The following is a 6,000-nucleotide window of genomic DNA, read 5'->3' as shown; positions in this document are numbered from 1 at the left end:
GTTGCCAAGATCATAAGTATTTCTTATATGGCGCAAGCAATGATGGCTATTATGTTGTTGAAGCCAGACAGCGCAAGAGCTCGCCCTTCAACATTAATTAATTCTGACGTCGAATATAGAAAAATATTTAGCTTAGATAAGCCAATTGATATTTACCTCAAAGCAATCCAAATTATGAAGGCTGTTGAAACATATCTGAAGCCGGAAAATTGCGAGATTCAGTTAGAAAGAAAGATCATTACGAATATTAAATTTTACGTAGCAATGGTAGCTAGCATAAAAATAGCAGGTACTTCACAAGAGATTGAGAAAAAAATTTCGGAATTACCAAACGTAGATATATCTAGCGAAATACTTAATGACTCACTTAAACAAGTACTTGCAGAGTTTAATGAATTGGGAGCAACTGACCAGGTAGCAAAAGGGTCAGCTCTTGTAGCCAAGATTCTGAGCTAATAAATTGCTGCACGCGAGCACATACTACTACTCTCATTTTTGTGTAGTCGTTGCGCTCTATTTTTCACAAAACGCTCTCCTTTGTATGTGTCGGTGAGAAAGTCGTTAAACTTCATGGAGTTGTATGAGTTTTGAAGTATGGCCAAGCATTACATCCTTAAGTTAATCATTGCCCACGATTCAGCGCTAAGAATTATTTTTGTTTATCCGAAATGAAGGTAGTTCCGCGCAAAACGTAGTACGTTTTTGTCCCAAAAGCGTGCTGCGTAACGCTTTTAAATCTACAGATTACGCGAATGTACGAAAGGTGAGCCATGGTGATTAGCGAGACGACCGTCCGCCCCATGGACGGAGCGGTCGAGCATCCAAGGATGGACTGGCTGCGAGTCGACGAGCAAATACTATGGCAAGCCTGTGCGAGTGGATATCAGTAAACGCTAAACACCTCACAACTAAAATTACTGATCCTCTAATACTACTTTCCAATACATTTCAGTCCAAAAGCATGCTGCGTAAAGCTTTCAAATCTACAGGTTACGTTAATGCCAAAAAGGTGAGCCATGGTGATTAGCGAGACGACCGTCCGCCCCATGGCCGCTTTTTGGCATCCATGCCATCGCGGCATTTGTGAATCCTTTCACATCAGACGGGGCGGTCGAGCATCCAAAGGAAGGACTTGAACAACATACTTGTTTAACTGCCAGTTCGCCGTCCATGGCTCTCGTTCATAAGCTCAGAACCCCTAGGTTTCTATTCACCATGTCGATGAGTGAATGACATAGCAAGCCTATGCGAGTGGATATCCGTAAACGTTAAACTGCTAGCAACTGAAATTACTGCTCCCCAAACACTACTTTCCAACACCTATCTGTTCCCAAAGCGTTATCAAGCTTTACGCTAAAACCACTCAAAACTGAGACCGAAATACTGATTGTTGGGATTGGACATAGAGAAATAAGACAATAAAAAAGTGCTTTATTTTTCAATAAAGCACTCATTTTTAAGCGACTCAAGTACTCGTTAACCTACTGATCACACTGCTGATTAAAGTCCCGATAAAAGGACCGATCAAAGTACTATGTAGAGTGGCCAGCCGAGGAGGCCGACGAGACCTTCCTTGTGTTCGAATCTTTCTAAGCGTTCGGGTGAAGCGTCGCTGAGTAAGAGTTCGCGGTAGCTTTTCGCAAAGTGCAGGGTACGCAGTAGGGCGGGGACAAAGTTTTTACCGAGATCTTTACTGATGGTTTCAGCGAGTTCTGCGGGTAATTCTGCTAACGCTTTCTGGGTTTCCAATTCGATATGCTCACGGGTAAACCATTCCTCTTTTAAGGTGATTTTGCCGATACGCTTTTTCAAATCTTGTCTGACTTTGGCGCCATCAAACAACAATCGATACAGTACCGCTTCGGCTAATACACTCTCTAGATTGAGAAAATCTAGCGGATCATAGCTCGATTGCGCGTAAAACTGTGCCAATAGGGCCGCAATTGACTGTTGGCGTTGATGCTCAAGCAGGGCATCTTGATAGGCTTCATAGCCTAACCATTCTTCTGCATCGGGCGGGCTAGACACTTGTTCAAGCAAGAACTTGTCGACATCGCCGTACAGTGACTTGCCGTTGATGAGTTTATGCTTGCTGACGGTGCTGAGCATGCTCCAGCCTTTTTGAAAGCATTTGACGACGCCATCGGCGGTGATCAACAGGCGTATCGCCTGCTGCGGATTTTGGTTTGATAACTCCATCAAACCAAGACTCACCACACCAATGACATCGTGCGCCGCTTGTTCGAGCAGGTGCATTTTGTACTTGTTGTAAAACTTATCGGCCAGTTTGAGGCTCATCAAAATGGCTTTGGATTTGATTTGTGACAGCTGTTCACCGCTCAGCGTTTCGTCTGCTTGGCCTTGGATCAATACCTTGCTCAGGTAAGGTCCTTGATCTACATCACGCAGTACCAGTTGCATCAAATAATTCCTTAATCCAAAAAGCTAAACATATCATCGACTTCAGCGTATTCATCCGTCACTTGGTTTTTCTCTTTGGCTTGAATAACCAGCTCGTTGACAAACTTGCTGATGATCATTTCCCAACCTGAGCTTTCGTTACGCAGCAGACTCTTAATGGCTTTTTCAACATCGGGCGCAAGCTCGTGGATCAAGGCCATTAGGCTGCGTGGGTCGTCTATGCTAAGGCTGTGTGCATCTTCACTGGCGACGCGGCTGTCGTAGCCGATGGTTTCAGTGTCTTCTTCGTCATCATAGAGATCTGTGTAGCCGTCTTCATCTTCATGTTTTTCGCCTAACATCATTTCGATGAAAGGGATCGACAGATAGAAGAGGCCCGCTGGATCTTCGGCGATACATTCTAGAATCGCAGTTTGCTTTTCTTCGCTATCTTGGATGCGAATTAAATAGGTCAAAAAATCAAAGGTATGCTGAATAAGTTCTTCGGCATTGTTTTTGATTTTTTCTTCCCAGTACAAAGGTTGCTGACAGACGATGTCGCGAATTTGTTCTGGGGTCATGAGTTCAGACATGATCGAAGGGCAAGAGATATCATGATGACTGTTGATTTGGGTCAGCGTGACGATATCCATGTGTTCGATGACTTCGACTAATTGCTCGTCGCTCATGGTATTCGCAATGATTTCAAAGCGTTTGCTCGCTTGTTTTGGCTCTACGTCCGCCAACTCTTTAATTTCGGCGACGGTAATCTCAATGAGACTAGTGTTCATTAGCGGTCCTCATCATCGTAGTGATCGTAGTAGCCATCTTCCTCTTCGCCTTCATCATCGTCGTCGTTATCTGAGGTGCCAACATAATCGTTGTCATCATCTTCATCGTCGTGATGCTTCGCTACAGGCGTTGCTTTACCTTGAGTTTCAAGTAAATACAGTACGGCGCAGCTTTCAATCAGTAAGGTCTCCGAGTAACCACGCACGGCTAACACTAAAGGTAAATCAGCATTGTTAAAGCCAATCGTGACTTTAAACTCATCCCACTCGGGTTGAGTTGCCGTGTTTATCCAATGCGCCCACTTGAGTTTGGCTTCGGCGGGAAACTTAATTCGACCGTAAAGCGCGACAGGCAGGTACTCAGGCACAGTATCGAGCATCTTAGGATCGGCTTCTAACACCTTTTTGATTTGGCTAGTAAATTGCTCTAGCGCTTTAGGTGTATCGGGATCGTCGTAGGACTCGATATTGTCGTAGGCATTATTTTTTAGCTCATTAATGCGTGAGATATTCAGTTTTTTGACCATTTGGCACTTACTCTAGAAAACGCTCAAGGATAAAATTGATCCCACAGCTCGCGCATGGCGCTAGCGGGATCGGTCACTATGACGTTATTGAAATCTTTGATAAACGCATTACGTCGCTTAGGATCGGACAACACATCATAAGCATTTTTAACGCGTTCAAGTTGTACGGCGGCTTGCTGCTTTTCCTCTTCCGAGGCGCCTAACAACTTGTCGGGATGATATTTGTTTGACAGCCGTCGATAGGCTTTTTTAATGTCGTCTTCTTTGGCACTGGGTTTTATACCGAGCACACTAAAGTGGTTAATCATACTTGTACCTGCAGGCGATGGGGCTGATATCGCGAGATAAAAAGGGTTTGACTCTGATTATCTTTAAATTCGTGGAATTATGATTAGTCAGCCGTGGATGATAGCAGAAATCCCCACTCAGCGGCAAACGTGCGAGCAGGAATTTGTGCTTTAGTGAAGGGTTAAAAATCCTTTAAACTTTAATCTGTTGTGGCGCATGGATTAAGTCAACCGCTATGCTGTTGAAATCCTGTTATCAAGCCAGATTGACAGCTAACTTAACTTTATTTTTAGGCGAGATAATTGCCCTCGATTCTGGGCAATATTTTAGCGCAGAATCCTACGTTAAACGCATTCACACAGAGCTAACCCACACTCGGCTCGGCCATGTTAGGCTGAGCTAACGCCGTAACCGCTAAGTCAGACTAGACACTAAACGCAGGTTCATTCCAAGGGTGAGCATTTGTTTTTGTTCTCGCTGTAAATCTCTCATAAACAAGCTGATTTTCCGCTTATGGCTTGGTAGTACTAGCATGAGTCCATCGGGGATCACTTTAATATGATCTAAAGTCAGCGTCTTAGCGATACGGCCAAGGTTGAGCAAGACCGCAAGTCTCAGCAGGCAGAGTAGGCGATTGAGCGTGAGCTTATGGTTGGGATCGAGCTCAGCGAGCATTAATTCGTTAGGCTTTTTTCTGTGGTTGGTGATAAGTCGCGCTAAATCCAGCTGCAAGGCTTCACTAAACCCGGGTAAGTCACTGTTACTGATAATGTAACCGCCGTGTTTGTGCAGGGATTTTGAATTAATGTGTAATCCGATTTCATGTAAAGTCGCGCCATAGGCAAGCAAGCGCGCATGGGGCCTTAATTGCCATTCATCGGCGACCTGTTCAAACAAGGCCATAGCAGTGTCGCGTACCTTAGCCGCGTGGGCCATATCGATATGATAAAGCTGGGCAATACTGTCGACGGTGCGGTGGCGAATATCCTGATACTGGCCAATCTTTGCCAGTTCATAGAGTACGCCTTCACGCAGTGCGCCTGGGCTAAACTCAAGTTTTTGAATCGGTAAGCGCCTAAAAAAGCTGATCAAAATGGCAAGTCCGGCGGGCACTAAGGGAATGCGTTTATCATCGACATTGGCAAATTGGATTTGGCTAATATGGCCACATTTGATTAACTTGATTTTGAGCTGTTTGAGTCGTGGCAGCGTGATGGTTTCATCGCCGTGCTCTTCTTGAATTGCTTCGCAGATGGCTTTCACTGTACCTGAACTACCCAAGGTGAGTTCCCAGCCGCCCGCGAAATATTCCTTTGAGAGCGACGCGAACTGCTTATCGGCCGCACTTTGGGCATCGCGAAATGAGGCTGGGGTGATGAGTCCATCGATAAAGAAACGCTCGTTAAAACTCACGCAACCGCAGCGCAGACTCGATAACTGGGTAGGGGTATTTTTCTGGCCGATCACCACTTCGGTAGAACCGCCACCGATATCGATGACTAAATTACTTTTCCCTAGCACTTGGCTTTGGGCAATACCGTTATAAATCAAACGCGCTTCTTCATGGCCCGAAATGACCTCCACCGGATAGGGCATGATGGCGAGCGCGGCCTCGATAAACTGATCGCGGTTTTTGGCAATTCTCAGAGTGTGGGTGGCGACTAATCGCACTTGCGCTTGGTCGAGATTGGAAAATCGTTGGTTAAAATCCCGTAGGCAATTGAGCCCACGTTCTATGGCGTCATTGTCGAGAATATTTTGCGCATTGAGCCCAGTGGCGAGCTGAACCTGTTGTTTTTCTTTATGTAAAATCTGCAAACTGCCATCTTGCTCGCGGGCAATGACCAGATGAAAACTGTTCGACCCCATATCGATGGCGACAAAGTGGCGCGATTTAGAGTTTGCGAGTACATTGCAGGGCGTAGCGTGTGACTGTGTGTGCGAATATGTGGTTACCAATCGGATTATCCTTAGGCAATCAAAGTGATATAAAG

The 6,000-nt window shown here is 45.3% G+C and carries 6 protein-coding genes; 1 reads left to right on the top strand and 5 read right to left on the bottom strand.

Annotated elements, in window-relative coordinates:
* Positions 1 to 456 (top strand): hypothetical protein (locus K5Q99_RS03130; protein WP_220776017.1); only part of this gene is annotated, 456 nt, incomplete at its 5' end.
* Positions 457 to 1,524: 1,068 nt separating this feature from the next.
* On the opposite strand, the gene atcC is transcribed toward K5Q99_RS03130, so the two are convergent.
* The 5 genes from atcC to ppx form a co-directional block, all read right to left on the bottom strand.
* On the bottom strand, positions 1,525 to 2,421 hold the full coding sequence (atcC, locus tag K5Q99_RS03125) for a cold adaptation protein AtcC (RefSeq protein ID WP_131525556.1): 897 nt from the start codon (positions 2,419 to 2,421) through the stop codon (positions 1,525 to 1,527).
* An 11-nt stretch (positions 2,422 to 2,432) separates the two neighbouring features.
* A complete protein-coding gene (gene atcB / locus K5Q99_RS03120; protein ID WP_006086363.1) occupies positions 2,433 to 3,191 on the bottom strand; it encodes a cold adaptation protein AtcB in 759 nt (252 codons plus the stop codon).
* Positions 3,191 to 3,718, bottom strand: a complete 528-nt coding sequence (gene atcA / locus K5Q99_RS03115) for a cold adaptation protein AtcA (protein ID WP_220776016.1) — start codon at positions 3,716 to 3,718, stop codon at positions 3,191 to 3,193. Before atcA ends, atcB begins: the two co-directional genes overlap by 1 nt.
* Before the next feature lie 23 nt (positions 3,719 to 3,741).
* Positions 3,742 to 4,026 (bottom strand): cold adaptation protein ActJcold adaptation protein ActJ, encoded by a 285-nt coding sequence (gene atcJ / locus K5Q99_RS03110; protein ID WP_006081330.1) that lies wholly within the window; start codon positions 4,024 to 4,026, stop codon positions 3,742 to 3,744.
* Between the two features lie 394 nt (positions 4,027 to 4,420).
* A complete protein-coding gene (gene ppx, locus K5Q99_RS03105) occupies positions 4,421 to 5,965 on the bottom strand; it encodes an exopolyphosphatase (RefSeq protein WP_281422421.1) in 1,545 nt (514 codons plus the stop codon).
* Between the last annotated feature and the right edge of the window lie 35 nt (positions 5,966 to 6,000).

It is taken from the genome of Shewanella hafniensis (assembly GCF_019655335.1).
Classification (GTDB): Bacteria; Pseudomonadota; Gammaproteobacteria; order Enterobacterales; family Shewanellaceae; genus Shewanella; species Shewanella hafniensis.
Note: the sequence above shows the minus strand (reverse complement) of the source record. Positions and strands in the feature narration are given on the sequence as shown.